The sequence below is a fragment of the Paraburkholderia sp. UCT2 genome, assembly GCF_014397665.1.
GTDB classification, from domain to species: Bacteria; Pseudomonadota; Gammaproteobacteria; order Burkholderiales; family Burkholderiaceae; genus Paraburkholderia; species Paraburkholderia tuberum.
On the sequence record NZ_VZQO01000027.1, the window covers coordinates 1 to 14,527 of the forward strand.

Below are 14,527 nucleotides of genomic sequence, written 5' to 3' on the forward strand. Positions count from 1 at the left end.
CTGATCCGATCAAGGTCATCACCGTGCGCTCGACCGGTTTTGATGCCGTCGCGGCCGAAGGCGGCAGCGCAGCGGTCGAGAAGATCGAAGCGGCAGCCGACGCAGGCCTCGCGCAGTTCGTGAGCCGGGAAGTGACGAAGCTCGATCGTCCGGAACTGACGAGCGCGAAGATCATCGTGTCGGGTGGCCGTGGTCTGGGCAATGGCGAGAACTACACGAAGGTGCTGGAACCGCTGGCCGACAAGCTCGGCGCGGCGCTCGGTGCATCGCGCGCGGCGGTCGACGCGGGGTTCGTGCCGAACGACTATCAGGTTGGCCAGACCGGCAAGATCGTCGCGCCGCAACTGTACGTCGCGGTCGGCATCTCGGGCGCGATCCAGCACTTGGCCGGCATGAAGGACTCGAAAGTCATCATCGCGATCAACAAGGACGAAGAAGCGCCGATTTTCAGCGTCGCCGATTACGGCCTCGTTGGCGATCTGTTCACCCTCGTGCCGGAACTCGAGCAGGCGCTCGGCTAACCGCATCCAGCGGTTAGCGTCCGGCACAACGCGCAGTTCGCGCCAGAAGAGGGCAAATGCGCGCCCAGCAAGCGGAATAATCATGAATGAGCTTAACGGATACGATTTCGAAGACCTGCGACCGGGCATGAGTGCCCGGTTCGCCAAGACCATCACGGAGGCGGACATTCTGCTTTTCGCGGGCGCGTCGGGAGACATCAACGCGGTTCACATCAACGAGGAGTTTGCGCAAACCACACCCTTCAAGGGGCGCATCGCTCACGGCATGTTGACCGCCAGCATCATCTCCGCGGCGATCGCGGGGCGGCTGCCCGGCCCGGGCACGATCTACCTCGGCCAGAACCTGCGCTTCAAGGCGCCGGTTCGGCCCGGCGACACCGTGCAGGCCGAAGTGACCGTCAAGGAACTGATTCACGACAAGCGCCGCGTGGTGCTGTCCACCGTTTGCACGGTCGGCGGCAAGGTGGTGATCGAAGGCGACGCCGTGGTCATGCCGACAACCTGCCGCGACCGCGTCGTCGAGGACGCGGCTTGCGCCGTCGGCAAAGCATGATAGCGAGCCCCGCCATGAGAATGCCATTCAGCATGCCACACGAGTTTTCCACGGGCTGGGTCAATGCCGGCTTCGATTTCTGGCGTTTTTCGCCGGTCAAGGATGAATACGCTACGACGGTGCCCGACACCGACGGCTCGGACTTCGATTTCAACGGGCCGTTTGCGCGAGGCTCCGTGACCCACACGAGCGCCCACTACCTGCAACAGCAGGCGCAACTGTGGAGCGACGCCGTCGCCGGATTGGTCGGCGGGCGCACGGAGTTGAAGGCGGTCGCCGAGCCCGAGCAGGGAGACCGGCGCTTTCACGCCGACGACTGGTCCAGCAACGGCTGGTACAGCCTTCTTAAACAGAGCTATCTGATCAATGCCCGGGCACTCGCGGAGTTCGTCGAGGCGAGCGCGCTCGACGAAAAGGGCAAGCACAAGCTGCGCTTTTTCATGCGCCAGTTCATCGACTTCGCCAGCCCCGCGAATTTCGTCGCGACGAATCCCGAAGTCATCCGGGCGGCGGTGGAATCGGGCGGATCGAGCCTGCTCGCGGGCGTCACGCATCTGCTCGACGATCTGGGCAGCGGCTCGATTTCGATCACCGATCAAAGCGCGTTCGAAGTGGGCCGCAGCGTTGCCACGTCCAGTGGCGCGGTGGTCTATGAGAACGATCTGTTTCAGCTGATCCAGTATGAGCCGCTGACACCCAAGGTCGCCGCGCGGCCGCTCGTGATCGTTCCTCCGTGCATCAACAAGTTCTACATTCTGGATCTGCAGCCGGAGAATTCCTTCGTGCGCTTCGGCTGCGAGCAGGGCCTGACGGTGTTCGTCGTGTCCTGGCGCAACCCGCAGCAGGACATGGCGCAGACCACGTGGGACGCCTACCTCGAGGACGGCGTGATGCAGGCGATCAGCGTCGCGCGTGCGATTAGCCGGGCCGACCAGGTCAATGCATTGGGCTGGTGCGTGGGCGGCACGATGCTGTCGTCGGCGCTGGCGGTCATGCGTGCGAACGGCGACGACTCCGTGGCCAGCCTGACGCTGCTGACGGCGTTGCTCGACTTCACCGACCCGGGCGATCTCGGCGTGTTCATCGACGAGCAGGGCGTGGCGATGCGCGAGCATGCGATCGGTGGCGGTGGGCTCTATCCCGGACGCGAACTCGGCTTCGTCTTCCAGTCGCTGCGTGCCAACGATCTGATCTGGCCGTATGTCGTGAACAATTACCTGAAAGGCAAAACCCCGGCCGCGTTCGATCTGCTGTACTGGAACGCGGACACGACCAATCTGCCCGGTCCGATGTACAGCTTCTATCTGCGCAACATGTACCTCGAAAACAGTCTGCGCGTGCCGAACAAACTGAAGTTCTGCGACACGCCGGTGGATCTCGGCAACATCGATATTCCGAGCTATCTGATGGCGGCCGAGGAAGATCACATCGTGCCGTGGCGATCCGCCTATCAGTCGACGCAACTACTGGGCGGTCAAACCGAGTTCGTGCTGGGGGCAAGCGGCCATATCGCGGGTGTGATCAATCCGGCCTCGAAGAACAAGCGCAGCTACCGAACCAACGATGCCTGCGACGAGAACGCCGACGAGTGGCTCGCAACGTCGGTTCAGCAGCGCGGCAGCTGGTGGAATCACTGGATCGACTGGGTCAAGCAGCATTCCGGCCAGCAGGTCGAGGCGCGCACGAAGCTCGGCAATAGGAAGTACAAGGCAATCGAGAGTGCACCGGGCCGCTATGTGAAGCTTCGCGCCGAGTGACCGGATGGCGATAGCGGGTGCGGCAACAACGGAGGGTGATGCTCAGTGCATCACCCTCCGTTTTTTTGTCTTCACTGCCACCGGCCGTCACTTCGCATGGCTCGCGCGCCAGTCGCGCGGCGTCATGTGGAAGCGCGACACGAACCAGTTCGTGAACGATCCCTGTTGCGCGTAGCCGAGAAGCGCCGAGACCCGTCCGATCGGATAGGTGGGATTGCTCATGTAACGCACGGCGAGTTCGCCGCGGACTTCCTCGACCTGATCCGAAAAACTGGTGCCGGCCGAATTCAACTGCCGTTGCATGGTGCGTACGCTCAGACGCAAATAACGTGCAACCAGCTCGACGTTCGCCTGCTCGAGCGGCAGCAGCAGGTAGATCGCCTTGCGCACTTCCAGCGCGGCCGATTCCGCGGTGCTCGCGTTCAGCGGAGAGGCGAGGCTTTCCGCATAGCGCACGAGTTCAGGATCGGCCAGTGGATTCGGGTAGTCGAGATCGGCGCTTGCGCAGACGAACCCGTTGAAGTCGCTGCCGAACACCAGCGGACAGCCGAAGAAGCGTCGATGAAACGTCAGGTCTTTGGGCGCCGGATGCGTGAAGTGGACCTCGCGCGGTTTCCAGAACTTGCCGAGCAGGGCACCGGAGTGCCGCGCGAGGACGCCGAGCGCCAGTTCGATTGCCTGCCTTGTCGGGGTACCCCGTTCGACGACGAGTTCCTCCCGAATGGTGACCGTATTGTCCGCGTCCTCGACGTACACCGCCAGGGCTTCGTTGAGCAGATGGCGGTATTCGGCCGCGGCCAGCAACACTTCGCGCAGCGTGCGTTTGTGCGCGAGCAGGACATTGATCACGCCGCTGCCGAAGGTCTGCCGCGTTTCCGCCATTTGCAGCGCGAGGGTCGGGCACGACGCCTTTTCGGCCGTCATTTCCAGCAGCCGGCAACAGGCGGTGGCCGATACGCGATCGTCCGGATTCGCGAGCGCGCCGGCGTCGATGCCGGCCTGTTTCGCGAGCTCGACCGGATTCAGTCCAAGCCGTCGCGTCACTTCGAAATAGCCGCTCATGGCTACCGACGTCACCATCGTTTCCATCGTAGTTTCTCCGGACGATTCATACGCTGAGTATTTTTCTAGTCATTAAACACTTGCTTCGCGCAATTATTGGTGTTAACGCGCAGTGGCACGAATCGCTAAAAGGATGGCGTCCAATCATAAAAGTGTAGCGCGCGATTGCCGTATTGTGGGCACATGTCGTTCGATGTGTTCCAGCAAATTTTCACGCGACCTCGCGATAGCGGAACACCGTCACTTCAAAACTGGATGGAGGCAAACAAATGCAATTTCTCGACGATTCGTTGCACCCTGAGAATCAGGACAAGGTAGTCATCACCACCGCCCCTTACGGCCCGGAATGGATGCCGGAGGACTTCCCGGAAGACATCCCCGTGACGATGGATGAGCAGATCCAGAAGGCCGTCGATTGCTACAACGCCGGCGCCACGGTACTGCACCTGCACGTGCGTGAACTGGACGGCAAGGGCTCGAAGCGCCTGTCGAAGTTCAATGAACTGATCGCGGGTGTGCGCGCGGCAGTGCCCGACATGATCATTCAGGTCGGTGGCTCGATCTCGTTTGCGCCGGAAGATGACGGACAAGCCGCGAAGTGGCTGTCCGACGACACGCGTCATATGCTGGCCGATCTCGATCCGAAGCCCGATCAGGTGACGGTCGCGATCAACACCACGCAGATGAACATCATGGAGCTACTCTATCCGGAGTATCTGGCAGGCACCTCGCTTTCCAACCCCGCGTTCATGGCCGCCTATAGTGAAATGACGGTGCCGGCTGGCCCCGCATGGGTCGAGGAACACCTGCGCCGCCTGCAGGCTTCGGGCATCCAGCCGCACTTCCAGCTCACCGGCATTCACGCGCTCGAAACGCTCGAGCGCCTCGTGCGCAAGGGCGTCTACAAGGGCCCGCTGAATCTGACGTGGATCGGTATCGGTGGCGGCTTCGACGGCCCCAATCCATTCAACTTCTTCAACTTCGTGCATCGCGCGCCGGATGGCTGCACGCTCACCGCCGAGTCGCTGCTGAAGAACGTGCTGCCGTTCAACATGATGGCGATGTCGATGGGACTGCATCCGCGCTGCGGCATCGAGGACACGATCATCGATCAGCACGGCAAGCGCTTCACGTCGGTGCAGCAGATCGAGCAGTGCGTGCGCGTCGCGCGCGAACTGGGGCGCGAAATTGCCACTGGCAAAGAAGCGCGCGAGATCTATCGTATCGGTGTGCAGTATGAGACGGTCGAAGAGACGCTGGTCGCCAACGGCATGGCGCCGAACCGCCAGGCCGGTGTCAGGAACCTGCCGCTTCGCGCGGCGTGATCACCAGGAGCCCGGGCCGGCGCATTGGCCGAGGCTGGGCTTCATGGCTAACGCTTCCGGTGCATAGCGGGGAGCAGATAGCTGAATCCATAACAGGTCGTCGGCCCACGCGGGCAAGGCGGCCGCCAGGGAGTCAGCGTGGAAGGAGACAAAATATGCTCGTTCAGCATGCAGCGCCCGCGACGGGCGAAGCTTCGGCAGCTCAGACAGACGTGCGCGCTTATGCGTGGGTAGTGTTTGCGTTGACGGTCGGATTGCTGCTTTCCGACTATATGTCGCGGCAAGTGTTGAATGCCGTGTTTCCGCCGCTCAAGGCGGCATGGCATCTGTCCGACGCGCAGCTGGGTTCGCTCAGCAGCGTGGTCGCGCTGATGGTCGGTGTGCTCACGTTCCCGCTATCGGTTCTGGCCGATCGCTGGGGCCGCGTGAAGAGCATCGTGCTGATGGCGGCGATGTGGAGTCTCGCGACGGTGGGCTGCGCGATCTCGGCGAACTATGGGCAGTTGCTGCTGGCGCGTGCCTTTGTCGGAATCGGCGAAGCGGCCTATGGCAGTGTCGGTATCGCAGTTGTTCTGAGCATCTTTCCGGTCCGGCTGCGCTCTACGCTGACCGGCACCTTCATGGCGGGCGGCGCGTTCGGCTCGGTGCTGGGCATGGCGCTCGGCGGCGCGGTGGCGGCTCACCTCGGCTGGCGTTCGGCATTCGGCGCCATGGCGGCGATGGGGGTCGTGCTGGTCGTGATCTACCGCCTCGTCGTCACCGAAAAGCGTCTTGTGCCGCTGCAGCCGGCGAGCGTGACGAGGCAGGCGCAATCGCGCGGCATGTGCATGAGCCTGCGCGCGCTGATGAAGGGGTTGTTTTCGACCAAGTCCGTGGTGTGCGCCTATGTGGGCAGCGGCCTCCATCTGCTGGTTCCCGCCGCTGTGTGGGCATGGATGCCGAGCTTCCTGAATCGTTACTACGGCATGGCCACCGGCAAGGCTGCGATGTGCGCGGCGGTGTTCGTGCTGGTGACCGGGGTGGGCATGGTGGTGTGCGGAAACCTCGCCGACCGGCTCAGCAAGAACATGCGGGAACGCAAGTGGAGCGCCGCGATCGCCTTCTGCCTCGCCTGTTTCGTTCTGCTCGCGATTGGCTTGCGGATGCCCGCGGGGCCATGGCAGCTGGTCGTGATCGGCGCCGGCATGTTCTTCTGCGCCGGTGCGAGCGGCCCGTCGGGTGCGATGGTGGCGAACCTCACGCCGCCGACGATTCATGCCTCGGCGTTTGCGACCCTGACGCTCGCGAACAACCTGCTGGGCCTCGCGCCGGCGGCTGTCCTGACGGGGATCATCGCCGATCGGATCGGACTGCTGGGCGCGTTGCAACTGGTGCCGTTCGCACCGCTCGTCGCGGCCGCCGCATTCATGATCGGCAAACGGAACTACTCGGGCGATCTGGATCGGCTGAACATGCTGCGCGAGCAGGCGGCACGCTGACATCGCATGGTGCCGCGCGGACGGCGCGGAGCACCGAACCTGTAACTGCGCCGCTGGCGCAACGAATTCTGCAAAGTGCAGATCAAGTAAAGAATTGGAGAGTCAACATGGCAAAGGCAGTTCGCTTTCATGAAACCGGTGGTCCCGACGTGCTGCGCTACGAGGACGTCGAAGTGGGCAACCCCGGTCCCGGTCAGGTTCGCCTGCGCCATCAGGCAGTGGGCCTCAATTTCGCCGACACCTACTTTCGCAGCGGCCTGTATCCGGTCCCGCTGCCCGCGGGGATGGGCGTGGAGGCCGCGGGCGTGGTCGAGGCCGTTGGCCCGGACGTCACGAACGTCGCGGTGGGCGATCGTGTGACTTACACGGGCTTCCTCAACACGCTCGGCGCGTACAGCACCGAACGCCTGATTCCGGCCGCGCCGCTGATCCGGCTGCCCGATGCGATCGGCTGCGAAACGGCTGCCGGCATGACCATGCGCGGGTTGACCTCCGCGTATCTGATGCGCCGCATTCACGACTTCAAGGCGGGCGACACGATCCTTCTGCATGCCGCCGCCGGCGGTGTCGGCCTGATCGTTTCGCAATGGGCGAAGCTGCTGGGTCTGACCGTGATCGGCACGGTTTCGAACGAGGCCAAGGGCGAGGTGGCCCGCGCGCACGGCTGCGACCACGTCATCAACTACAGCCACGAAGACGTCGCCAGGCGCGTGCGCGAACTGACCGATGGCGTCGGCGTAAGCGTCGTGTTCGACAGCGTCGGCAAAGACACCTTCGAGGCTTCGCTCGATTCGCTGAAGCGCCGCGGTCTGCTGGTTTGCGTCGGCACGGCCTCCGGCCCGATCCCGCCGTTCAATCCGCAACTGCTGGCTATGAAAGGCTCGCTCTATCTGACCCGCCCGGCGCTGGCTGACTACATCGCCGACCCGGCCGAGAAGGACGAGCTTGCCGGCGAAATCTTCGGGCTCATCGCCTCGGGGCGCATCAAGATCGAGTTGAATCAGCGCTATGCGCTCGAAGATGCGGCGCAAGCCCATCGTGATCTGGAGTCGCGCAAGACGACGGGTTCGTCGATCTTCGTCATCTAAGGAGCTAGCCATGCGAGTCGAACAACTGACGTACTCGATCGGCGCCGAACTGATAGGGGTGAATCTCGCCCACGCCATCTACGACGATGGCCTGTTTGCCCAAATCCGCTCGGCGCTGCTGAAGCACCGGGTGCTGTTCCTGCGCGACCAGGACATCACGCGTGCCGAACACGTGGCGTTCGCGCGCCGCTTCGGCGAACTGGAAGCCCATCCGGTCGCGGGCAGCGATCCGGAAAATCCGGGCCTCGTGCGGATCTACAAGACCCCGGATCAGCCCAACGACCGCTACGAAAACGCGTGGCATGCCGACGCCACCTGGCGCGAAGCGCCGCAGTTCGGTGCCGTGCTGCGCTGCGTCGAGTGTCCGCCCGTCGGCGGCGACACGATGTGGGCGAACATGGTCCTAGCCTACGAGAATCTGCCGGCGTACGTGAAGGCTCAGATCGCGGACCTGCGCGCGCGCCACAGCATCGAGGCGAGCTTCGGTGCCGCGATGCCGATCGAAAAGCGTCTCGCGCTGAAGGCGCAATTTCCGGACGCGGAGCACCCGGTCGTGCGCACGCATCCGGAAACGGAGGAGAAGGTGCTGTTCGTGAGCGCTTTCACGAGCCATTTCACGAACTTTCACACGCCGGAGCGAGTGCGCTTCGGGCAGGACGCGAATCCGGGCGCGGGCGATCTGCTGCGCTATCTGATCAGCCAGGCGTACATCCCCGAGTATCAGGTGCGCTGGCGCTGGCAGAAGAACAGCATCGCGATCTGGGACAACCGCAGCACGCAGCACTATGCGGTGATGGACTACCCGCCGTGCCACCGCAAGATGGAACGCGCCGGCATCGTCGGCGACAAGCCGTACTGAACTAGCAGGTAGCTTCCCATGAATTACGAATTGAAACCGACCATTCTGATGGTTCCGGGTCTGCGCGACCACGTCGCGGAGCATTGGCAAACCCTGCTGCAGCAACGGCTGCCGAAAGCGCTGTCGGTGCCGCCGCTCGAGCACGACAAGCTCAGTTGCGCGGCACGCGTCGCGGCGCTCGATGCCACGCTCGCGCGGATCGACGGCCCGGTCATTCTGGTCGCGCATAGCGCTGGCGTGATGATCACCGTGCAATGGGCGGCGCAGCACAAGCGCGAGATTCACGCTGCGCTGCTCGCGGCGCCCGCGGACCTCGAGACGCCGATGCCGGCGGGCTATCCGGAGCTGGGTACGCTCGAGCAGAACGGCTGGCTGCCGATTCCACGCAAGCCGCTGCCGTTTCCGAGCATCGTCGGCGCGAGCCGCAACGATCCGCTCGCGCGGTTCGAGAAAGTGCAGGAGATGGCGCAGGACTGGGGCAGCCGCCTCGTCGATCTCGGCGAAGTGGGGCACCTCAACCCTGCTTCGGGCTTTGGCGAATGGCCGATGGCGGAGACGTTGATTCGCCGCCTGGTACTGATGTGACGCGGCCCGCGTCGGATCAGAAGGAGTCTGGGATGTCGCGTCGGATCGTGGTGGGTGTTGGCGGCGAGCTCGCGCCGGGCCAGCGCAAGCTGGCCTTCATAGATGGCCGCAGCATCGTGCTGTTCAACATCGAAGGCACGCTTCACGCCATCGACAACACATGTCCGCACAACGGGGCCGCGCTGTCGAGCGGCCAGCTGGAAGGCTGCATGTTGCGCTGCCCGGCGCACGGTCTGCGCTTCGACGTGCGCACGGGCTGCATGGCGGGAACAGGCGGATTGAGCGTGACGACCTTCCCGGTCGAAATAGTGGATTCAAAGGTGGTGGTGAGTCTCGACGCGCCGAACGCGGCGCCCTCGCAAGCGCGAGCCGGCAGCGCGGCAACGTAAGGCCTCGTAGGCCAGGCGCGAGACGCCACAACCAATCAGGAGACGGAAAGATGCAAGGCTTGATGATGCAGCAGTCGCTGCTGGTTTCCGCGCTGCTCACGCACGCGGAGCGCCATCACGGCGAACAGGAAATCGTGTCGCGACGCGTGGAAGGAGACATCCATCGTTATTCGTATCGGCACCTCGCGCAGCGCGCGCACCGTATGGCCAACGCGCTGTCGACGCTCGGCGTCGGCCAGGGCGAGCGCGTCGCGACGCTCGCGTGGAACGGCTATCGCCACATGGAGCTCTATTTCGCGGTGTCGGGCTCCGGGTCCGTGCTGCATACGCTGAACCCACGACTGCACGTCGACCAGCTCGCGTACATCATCGAGCATGCGGAAGATCGTGTCGTGTTCTTCGACCTGACCTTTCTGCCGCTGATCGAGAGCGTCGCGCCCCGGGTGAAGAGCCCGAAAGTATTCGTGGCGATGACCGATCGCGCGCACATGCCGCAAGCGAACGACCTGACCGGCATGCTGATGTGCTACGAGGATCTGCTCGAGCTGCACGACGACGTTTTCGAATGGCCGCTGCTCGATGAAAACAGCGCGTCGTCGCTGTGCTACACGTCGGGCACCACCGGCAATCCGAAGGGCGTGCTGTATAGCCATCGTTCGACCGTGCTGCACACCTACGCGGCGGCGCTGCCCGATTCGCTGAACTGTTCCGCGCGCGACGTGATCCTGCCGGTCGTGCCGATGTTCCATGTGAACGCGTGGGGACTGCCCTATATCGCCTGCATGGTCGGCGCGAAGCTGGTGTTTCCGGGGCCGGCGCTCGACGGCAAGTCGCTCTATGAACTGATCGAAACGGAACACGTGACGCTGTCGGCCGGCGTGCCGACCGTGTGGCAGGGACTGCTCACGCATGTCGATGCGATGGGCGGGACCTTCTCGTCGATGCGACGCACGGTGATCGGCGGCGCGCCGTGTCCGACCGCGATGACCGAGGCGTTCCAGAAGCGCCACCGGGTGGAGGTACTGCACGCGTGGGGCATGACCGAATTGAGTCCGATCGGCACGGTCTGCAGCTTCAAGGCGCATCAGCAGTCGCTGCCGATGGAGGATCAGTACAAGGTTCAGGCGAAGCAGGGACGCGCGCTGTTCGGCATCGACATGCGGATCGTCGACTCCAACGGTAATGAATTGCCGTGGGGCGGCGAGAGCGCTGGCGATCTGCAGGTGCGCGGTCACTGGGTCACGCAGCAGTACTTCGGCGCCGACGTCGAGTCGCCATTGTGCGACGGCTGGTTTCCGACCGGCGACATCGCGACGATCGACCCGCACGGCTTCATGCAGATCACCGATCGCAGCAAGGACGTGATCAAGTCGGGCGGCGAATGGATCAGTTCGGCGGCGATCGAAAACGTCGCTTATCTGCATCCGGAAGTCTCGACGGCAGTGTGTATCGCCGCACGGCATCCTAAGTGGGACGAACGGCCGCTGCTGCTGGTCGTGAAAAAGCCGGGCAGCGAGCTGGCCAGCGACGAACTGCTGTCCTTCTTCAACGGCCGGGTCGCGCGCTGGTGGACTCCCGATGCAGTGGTGTTCGTCGACACGGTGCCTATCGGCGCAACAGGCAAGGTCCTGAAGAACCAGTTACGCGATCAGTTCGGCAACTACTACCTGCCCTGACGCACGGCTTTCGCAGCAACGCAGTTCGATTCACGCAACAACGCGACCGGGTACGCCCGGCGCACACAAAACCACCAACCATTTGAAGCGACCGCAGCATCGGCTTTTGCCCCACCGCCGGTACGCGAAGGAGACAAAATGAAGTTGAAGTCAAGCAGCGCTATCGTGTTGGCCATTTTCGCCACCGCGGCTCATGCGCAGTCGTCAGTGACGCTTTATGGCGTAGTCGATACGGGGCTGCTGTATCAGAGCACATCGGCCGCTACCTTTCTGCCGCACGCGCCGAACACGGGCAAAATTTATCAACTGAAGGACGGCGGTATCTATTCGAGCTTCTGGGGTATGAAGGGAAGCGAAGACATCGGCGGCGGCTACAAGATCAACTTCAAGCTGCAGGGCGCGTTCAACACCACGAACGGCAAGTTCGGTCTGTCCGACACGCCGGGCGTCACGGCGATCTTCAACCAGTTCGCGACGGTCGGCGCATCGGGGCCGTTCGGTACCTTCGACGCCGGCCGGCAGATCATTCCGATGATCTACGCGATGGCGGAAACCGACGTCCGCGGCGCGCAGTATTTCGGCAGTATTCTGACCGCGTGGCTGGGCATCAATCAGGCGGCCGGCTGGCCAGGCACGAGCACGAACGCGCCGATCGGCGCGCTGTACGACAGCAACGCGCTCGTCTACAACTCGCCGAAATTCCATGGCGCGTCGCTCGCACTCGAGTACGCGCCGGGCGGCGTCGCCGGTCATTTCCAGGGCGGCACGCGCGAGTCGGCCGTGCTCAAGTATTCGAACTACGGTCTGAATCTGTCCGCGTTGTATTACAACGGCCACGATACCAACCCGTACCCGATCACCTACCCGGCGGCCCCCGCTATCCCCGCGACCGGGCTTGCGAACAACCGTTTCTACTATTTCGGTGCGATGTACACGATCGCCGGATTTTCGGTGTCGGCCTCGTACGGCGCCGGCAAGAACCCGGCCCATACCAACACCGCGGACTTCGAAATGATCTCGGGGGGCCTCGGCTACCAGTTCAATCCGCGTTTCAAGATCACGTCCGGGTACTACTACCTGAAAGACAAGAACAACTCGGCGAACCATTCGGGCGAGTTCGCCGTGGGCGCGGAATACAACCTGTCGCAGCGCACCAAGGCTTACGCGCAGGTGGGTTATGTCAACAACAGGGGGACCATGAATCAGACCATCGTCTATGGCGCCCCGGTTGCACCTGGCGTGTCCACCACGGCGGCCATGGTCGGTATCCGCCATAACTTCTGATTACGTCGCCTATAACAACTGGAGTATTCGATGAAAAGCATTCAGGCACGCGCGTTGGCGATTGCCATATTGATTCTGGCCGCGTCGAGCAGCGCATGGTCGCAGTCGGGCCAGACGGCTAGTGCAGCTTCGGGCGCACCCGCGATGTCAGCTAGCGCAGCCGCTCCCGTCAGCTCGAGGCAAGCCAATCGCGCGTTGCGTCGGCAGGTGTATGCCGCGATCGGCAAGCATAAGGAGATCAGCGCCGGCAATATAAGCGTCATCGCAAAAGGCGGCGCGGTGACGCTGAGCGGCACGGTCACCGACGTTTCCCAGATCAATCAGGTCGCGGAGATCGCGAAGGGTGTTCCGGGGGTGACTTCGGTGACCAACAAGCTCACGGTGGAAAAGCCGTTCGGCGGGATGTAAAAAGAGCTCACGCATCGGGGGATTAAGCGCGAGGAGCCCAATATAACAATCCACTAGCTGTCGAACAGCGCCGTGTAACGGCGCTGCATCTCTTCAGGCGTGAGCGCTTCGATCTGCGCGCCGAGCATCCATTCGTGGCCGAATGGATCGCGCACGGTCGCCGAGCGCTCGCCATAAAAATGATCGGTTAGCGGGCGGACCACGGTTGCGCCCGCTGCAACCGCTCGTGCGAACAGCTCGTCGACGTCGTCGCAGTGGATATGCAGCAGCACACTCGGCCGGCTGTCGCCGGTCGGTCCGAGCATGTCATGCTCGGGATATTCATCGGACAGCATCACGGTCGCGGGACCGATCTTCACTTCGGCATGACCGATGCGGCCGCCTGGCTCGGTCAGGCGAAACTGCTCGACGCCGCCGAATGCCTGCGCGTAGAACTCGATAGCCCGTGCGGCGTTGCGCACGCGCAGATAGGGGTAGACCTCGTGGATCGCATTCATCGTCACCTCCGGGTTGCTGGTGATGATTATCGGAGAAACGTGTCAATCCAAGGGCTTTTTTGCATTTTCGATGCCGGAGCCCGCGCCAACAGGCCGCCAGTGAATCTCGTGTGCACTGAACGAGGTCTGCCTCATGTATTAGTTCAATACGATCTCCACGCGCCGGTTTTTTGCGCGTCCGTCTGCCGTCGTATTCGGCGAAACGGGATTGGCACTACCGTGTCCGTTGACAACGAATTGCTGCGCCTTCAATCCGTGGCTCTGCAGATACTGCGCGACGCTTTGCGCGCGCTGCGTCGATAATTTCTGATTGTAGGAGCTGGATGCCGTCGCGTCGGTATAGCCATTCACCGTGACGGTGTCGAACCTCGCACCTGCCGCAGTTCTGATCAGCGCGTCGAGACGAAGACGAGCTTCGGTCGTGAGCGTCGCCTTATTGAGTTCGAAAGTTGCATCGCCGTTCAACGGCAGCTTCTGAGGCGGCACGCTTGCTGGAGCGGCAACCCGCGCGACGGGGGGAGCGGCAGGCATCGGTGAAGGGGCTGCGACCGGAGCTGTCTGCGCGACAGGCGCCGCTCCGCACTGGAATGTCAGCGTGCGCACGTCGCGATGACTTCCAGCGGCCGCAAGCGGTGCAATCTCCTGCATCGGACGCACGGGGTTCTTGCCGCAGATTTCGCGAGCCTTCGAATAACAGGTGTTCTGGCTCGAGATGAGTCCATCGCAATCGACCCGAAACGCCTTTTCATTATTCGGCAGGTTGACCGAGTATGCACTAAACGTCGGGCCTGATGCGGCGGAACATCCTGCGAGCACCACGCTAACCAGTAGCGCTGCTCCAAATTGCTTTGTCATGTCGAACTTCATGGAGTATTGAGCCTCATTGGTCTTTTTCTTCATCTGCACGAATTCACGTCGGTTTTTCGTTGCGTCGTGGCGGTTGATCCCGTGGGCAATTGACGCGGCCAACCACCGTGCGTCCACTCTCTTTCAGTGTGCAATCGCGGACACCCAAAAAGCGACGCTCTGTTTGGTCTCCTGCGCG

General features: G+C 62.8%; 15 protein-coding genes. 12 read left to right on the forward strand and 3 right to left on the reverse strand.

Features of this window, described 5'->3' with window-relative positions; translation table 11 throughout:
• The 3 genes from F6X39_RS21835 to phaC form a co-directional block, all read left to right on the forward strand.
• On the forward strand, positions 1–521 hold a 521-nt coding region (locus tag F6X39_RS21835; protein ID WP_222945283.1), incomplete at its 5' end, for an electron transfer flavoprotein subunit alpha/FixB family protein.
• 82 nt (positions 522–603) lie between these two features.
• Complete coding sequence (locus F6X39_RS21840) at positions 604–1,074, forward strand: MaoC family dehydratase (RefSeq protein ID WP_187618069.1); 471 nt, start codon at positions 604–606, stop codon at positions 1,072–1,074.
• Between the two features lie 14 nt (positions 1,075–1,088).
• Entirely contained in the window at positions 1,089–2,831 is a 1,743-nt protein-coding gene (gene phaC, locus F6X39_RS21845; RefSeq protein WP_187618070.1) for a class I poly(R)-hydroxyalkanoic acid synthase, read from the forward strand.
• Positions 2,832–2,918: 87 nt separating this feature from the next.
• Here the strand turns inward: phaC and F6X39_RS21850 are convergent, their stop codons facing one another.
• Positions 2,919–3,920: an AraC family transcriptional regulator gene (locus F6X39_RS21850; protein WP_187618071.1), complete on the reverse strand. Its 1,002-nt coding sequence runs from the start codon at positions 3,918–3,920 to the stop codon at positions 2,919–2,921.
• Between the two features lie 242 nt (positions 3,921–4,162).
• Here F6X39_RS21850 and F6X39_RS21855 point away from each other — a divergent pair, with 242 nt between their 5' ends.
• The 9 genes from F6X39_RS21855 to F6X39_RS21895 all read left to right on the forward strand — a co-directional run bounded on the left by F6X39_RS21855 (position 4,163) and on the right by F6X39_RS21895 (position 12,985).
• A complete protein-coding gene (locus F6X39_RS21855) occupies positions 4,163–5,218 on the forward strand; it encodes a 3-keto-5-aminohexanoate cleavage protein (RefSeq protein WP_187618072.1) in 1,056 nt (351 codons plus the stop codon).
• 155 nt (positions 5,219–5,373) lie between these two features.
• Entirely contained in the window at positions 5,374–6,696 is a 1,323-nt protein-coding gene (locus F6X39_RS21860) for an MFS transporter (protein ID WP_187618073.1), read from the forward strand.
• Positions 6,697–6,803: 107 nt separating this feature from the next.
• Positions 6,804–7,784, forward strand: a complete 981-nt coding sequence (locus F6X39_RS21865; protein ID WP_187618074.1) for a quinone oxidoreductase family protein — start codon at positions 6,804–6,806, stop codon at positions 7,782–7,784.
• Between the two features lie 10 nt (positions 7,785–7,794).
• Complete coding sequence (locus F6X39_RS21870; RefSeq protein ID WP_187618075.1) at positions 7,795–8,643, forward strand: TauD/TfdA dioxygenase family protein; 849 nt, start codon at positions 7,795–7,797, stop codon at positions 8,641–8,643.
• Between the two features lie 18 nt (positions 8,644–8,661).
• Positions 8,662–9,228: an RBBP9/YdeN family alpha/beta hydrolase gene (locus F6X39_RS21875; RefSeq protein WP_187618076.1), complete on the forward strand. Its 567-nt coding sequence runs from the start codon at positions 8,662–8,664 to the stop codon at positions 9,226–9,228.
• 32 nt (positions 9,229–9,260) lie between these two features.
• The gene (locus tag F6X39_RS21880; protein ID WP_187618077.1) at positions 9,261–9,617 is read left to right on the forward strand and encodes a Rieske (2Fe-2S) protein; all 357 of its coding nucleotides are present in this window, start codon (positions 9,261–9,263) and stop codon (positions 9,615–9,617) included.
• Between the two features lie 50 nt (positions 9,618–9,667).
• On the forward strand, positions 9,668–11,293 hold the full coding sequence (locus F6X39_RS21885) for a 3-(methylthio)propionyl-CoA ligase (RefSeq protein ID WP_187618078.1): 1,626 nt from the start codon (positions 9,668–9,670) through the stop codon (positions 11,291–11,293).
• A gap of 138 nt (positions 11,294–11,431) precedes the next feature.
• Positions 11,432–12,577 (forward strand): porin, encoded by a 1,146-nt coding sequence (locus F6X39_RS21890; RefSeq protein WP_187618079.1) that lies wholly within the window; start codon positions 11,432–11,434, stop codon positions 12,575–12,577.
• Positions 12,578–12,607: 30 nt separating this feature from the next.
• Positions 12,608–12,985, forward strand: coding sequence for a BON domain-containing protein (locus F6X39_RS21895; protein WP_187618080.1), 378 nt, complete (start codon positions 12,608–12,610; stop codon positions 12,983–12,985).
• 53 nt (positions 12,986–13,038) lie between these two features.
• Here the strand turns inward: F6X39_RS21895 and F6X39_RS21900 are convergent, their stop codons facing one another.
• Together F6X39_RS21900 and F6X39_RS21905 are read right to left on the reverse strand one after the other, a co-directional pair.
• A complete protein-coding gene (locus F6X39_RS21900) occupies positions 13,039–13,482 on the reverse strand; it encodes a VOC family protein (protein ID WP_187618081.1) in 444 nt (147 codons plus the stop codon).
• A 138-nt stretch (positions 13,483–13,620) separates the two neighbouring features.
• Positions 13,621–14,466 (reverse strand): OmpA family protein, encoded by an 846-nt coding sequence (locus F6X39_RS21905; protein WP_316251709.1) that lies wholly within the window; start codon positions 14,464–14,466, stop codon positions 13,621–13,623.
• Positions 14,467–14,527 lie beyond the last annotated feature (61 nt).